2 protein-coding genes and 2 pseudogenes are annotated in these 3,352 nt (G+C 69.4%); 1 reads left to right on the top strand and 3 read right to left on the bottom strand.

The features are described 5' to 3' along the window. Positions 1-547: 547 nt before the first annotated feature. From ACWEBX_RS38320 to ACWEBX_RS38310, 3 genes and pseudogenes are all read right to left on the bottom strand, one after another. The gene (locus ACWEBX_RS38320) at positions 548-1,324 is read right to left on the bottom strand and encodes a polysaccharide deacetylase family protein (RefSeq protein WP_451889341.1); all 777 of its coding nucleotides are present in this window, start codon (positions 1,322-1,324) and stop codon (positions 548-550) included. 332 nt (positions 1,325-1,656) lie between these two features. Next, positions 1,657-2,164, bottom strand: a pseudogene (locus tag ACWEBX_RS38315) (DUF3626 domain-containing protein); the annotation flags it as partial. Positions 2,165-2,259: 95 nt separating this feature from the next. Next, positions 2,260-2,763 (bottom strand): NUDIX domain-containing protein, encoded by a 504-nt coding sequence (locus ACWEBX_RS38310; RefSeq protein ID WP_451889340.1) that lies wholly within the window; start codon positions 2,761-2,763, stop codon positions 2,260-2,262. Between the two features lie 119 nt (positions 2,764-2,882). On the opposite strand from ACWEBX_RS38310, the pseudogene ACWEBX_RS38305 reads away from it, so the two are divergent. Beyond that, a pseudogene (locus ACWEBX_RS38305) lies at positions 2,883-3,352 on the top strand (helix-turn-helix domain-containing protein); the annotation flags it as partial.

The following is a 3,352-nucleotide window of genomic DNA, read 5'->3' as shown; positions in this document are numbered from 1 at the left end:
GTGCCCTCGCGCGCACGGGGCGTGTGCGCTGTGACCCGTACCCCCGGGGTCCCGATGTTCGCGCATACGCACGTCTCGTGATCGGGCCCGGTCGGCCGCTCGCTTCATTCCTGGACCCGTCCGCCCCTGAGCGTCGATTTGCCGGAGGGGCGCGGGTCCAGGACCGGTTGCCGGACTGATGGCGTGCGCCGAGGCGTAGTCGCCGCACAGTCCGGTCCCCGACGGCGAATGGTCCCTCTGGGCCACCGAACGTGGGCCGGTTGTCGTTCGAGGCCTTGCAGCGTCGAGCCCACCGCCCGCGGCGCCCTGGCACTGGCCGCGCGAAGGCCGGCCTGCTTCACCGAGCACGGCATCCCGATCCGCGCGTGGCGGAGAGCGACAGTTGGGGTGGATGCGCCTGGGCGTCCCTGGACGTCGCGAGCCTGCCCCACGACCGGCGACACCTGGAATGGGATGCCGAAGGAGTCACCGGAGTTCGGCGGAACCGGTGGCCGCCGCTCCCGTGGTGGCGAGGGGCCCAAGGAGGCGGACGCTCGCGCGTCGTCAGTCACTTGTAGATCTTGCCGGGCTCGGCCTTGGCCGGAGCAAGCAGCTGGGAGACGGTCACGAAGGTGTAGCCCTGCTTGCTGAGCGCCTTCAGGATGGAAGGCACGGACGGCACGGTGCCCTTGTGCAGCGGATGGAGCAGGATGATCCCGTCGCGGTCGGCGCCGTCGAGCACGCGCTTGGTGATCAGCGCGGTGTCGTCCGTCTCGTAGTCCTTCGCGGTCACCGTCCACAGCACCTGCGCCATCCCCAGTTCTTTCGACACCTTGGAGACGCGGTCGTCGGTGCGGCCCTGGGGCGGGCGCATCAGCGTCGGCTCGCTGCCAGTGATGTCAGAGATGGCCCGTGCCGTGCGGCGCAGCTCGCCGCGGATCTGCGCATCAGAGACATCGGTCAGCACCGCGTGCGTCCAGGTGTGGTCCCCGATCTCGTGGCCGTCCTTGGCGATCCGCCGCACCACAGCCGGGAACTCGTGGATGCGCCGACCCTCAAGGAAGAACGTCGACGGCGCCCTGTACTCCTTCAGGAGGTCCAGCAGTCGGTCGGTGGGTTCGCCCGGGTTGCCGTCGAAGGTGAGCGCGATGCACTTGGCCTTCTGGCAGTCCACCTGCCCCGACGGTACGCCTGCCCCAGACGCGGCCCGGTCACGTTCCTCGCGCGGGGAGAGCGTCTCCATCTTGTTCGCCTGGATGACCATGGCGACGGTCATCGTCACGGCCGCCACCACGGCCAGGGTCAGGAGTATGAGCAGGCGAGGCCGCCTCTTCAGGATCTTCATCTCAAGGAGAAGATTTCAGCGCCGGAAGGGTTGCCCAGCGGCCTCGATAGTGAGGCGGGACACGTATGTGGAGCGCGTTTCAAATGAGCTGCGGCGCCACCTGGGCTGCGATCCGCTCCAGCGCCTCTCCGACGTGCTCGGCCGCCGACGCTGGTGCCGGCGTGCCTCGCGCCGGGCAACGGCCTCCTGCTGAGGCCGCCGCCGGGCGGGGCACCTCGGCTTCCGCCTCCGCGAGTCCTTGCCCAGCTACTCAACCCGGTCCGCCAGCACGATGCGCTGAATCACCCACGTCAGCGCTGCGGCCACCCGCCCGGGTCCAGAGCCGCCTACGGTTACGCGTAATCAGGCTGGAGTACCTGTGGCAGGGTTGCCGGCCACAGGTGCTCGAGGCCGAGACCAGCATCCTGTTCGTGGCGTTCGACTCCATGTGCCACGACGATGCGAGGATCGAGTACGCCGTCGACCGCGATCTGCACGCCCAAGTCGACGCATTCCTGGCCGCGGTAGCCGGGATGACGGCGGAGTTCCTCGACTCCGAGCCGAAACCGGGGTGCCACTCCAGCAGGGATCCAGGACCAGCGCATCCGCATGGCAGTCGGCCGGACCGGCCCGTGCGGCTGCGCCTCGCTGTGGTCGTCGAGGTCATCCCTGGCGGTCGGCGAGGGCAAGCTCGACGAGCGTCATGCCGTCCGCGCCTCCGAAGTCCGTGGGTTCAGCGGGGCTGTCCGGACGGCAGAGCGTGGTCCGTGCCAGCGTGTCGGCCGTCAGCCGGAAGTGGGCGGAGCCGAACCGCGGCGCCCCGCCGGCCGACTTGCGGCGGTAGTTCAAGGCCCCGTAGACGGCCGCTCATGTGTCCGTCGGCGGCTCGTCCGAGCTGTAGAGAGCACGATCGCCGATCGAGACGACCTCTTTGTCGCGAGCAATGGCGGGCAAGGTCAGGACTGCGCGGTCCGGAACGCGAGATACCGGCTGAAGGCTTCGTGGCTGTCGGGGGTGAAGCACCACTCCCGCAGGGCCGACCGCAGCTCCGGCTCCGTCAGCCAGTCATGCCAGGCGACCTCAGCGGGATCGGGGACCACGGCATCCGGCACCACGGCTTCATGCACGCCGAGCCAGTGAGGGCTCAAACCGCTGCGGTTGATGAACGTGAACAGGAAGCGCGGCAGCACACGAGTACCCAGCTCTTCGGCCAGCTCCCTCGCAGCGGCCTGTTCATAGGTCTCACCGACATCAACGGCGCCACCGACCACGACCTCGTAGAACCCGGGGAAGCGCGACAACCGCTCCGACCGCCGGTGGACGAGGATCCGCCCGCGCTCATCACGACATTCCGTCACGGCGACCCGGTGCAGCCAAGCCTCCCGGATGGCCTGTCGGCGGCTGACCACCACCCCCAGCACACGATCTTGATCGTCGACGCGCTCCACCAGTTCATCCACGACGTACACCCTGGCAGAGCCCACCGACAACGCCACTTCCCGACGACTCGTGGAGGGCGTTCCGAGAGCACCTGCACTGCACCAGGAGATCGGACGCGGATGACGACAGAACAGGGTGCGGGAAGGGTCCGGGCGGTGGCCGGCCATGGTGCCTGTCCCTGGCGGACGGGGTGCACCTGGTGGCCGTCCACTGCCGCACCCACCTCACGATGCGGCAGCTCGCCCGGCTGTTCGGTATCTCCCCGGCGACGGTCTGCCGGATCGTCCAGCGACTGGGCCCGCTGCTTGCGCTGGAGCGGGCTCCGCGGCCGGTGGCGGACGTCCAACGGCTGTGGTTCGTGGACGGCTGGTCCCGGTCCGTGACCGGAAGATCGGCACCTCGAGCCGCAACTACCGGTTCTCGGCGAACGTGCAGGTCATCATCGACGCCGACACCCGCCTGGTCATCGCCTCGGCCCGGCCCGCGCCGGGCAACAAGGCCGACGCCCACGTCCGGTGCGCGTCGGACCGGGTGCCGTGCACGACATCGCAGGACCGCCCTTGCCCGGGGCATGCCTCACCGCCGTACACTGGGCCGGGGAACGTTGGC

It is taken from the genome of Streptomyces sp. NPDC005070, assembly GCF_053600395.1.
This window is presented reverse-complemented; position numbering and strand designations above follow the sequence as displayed.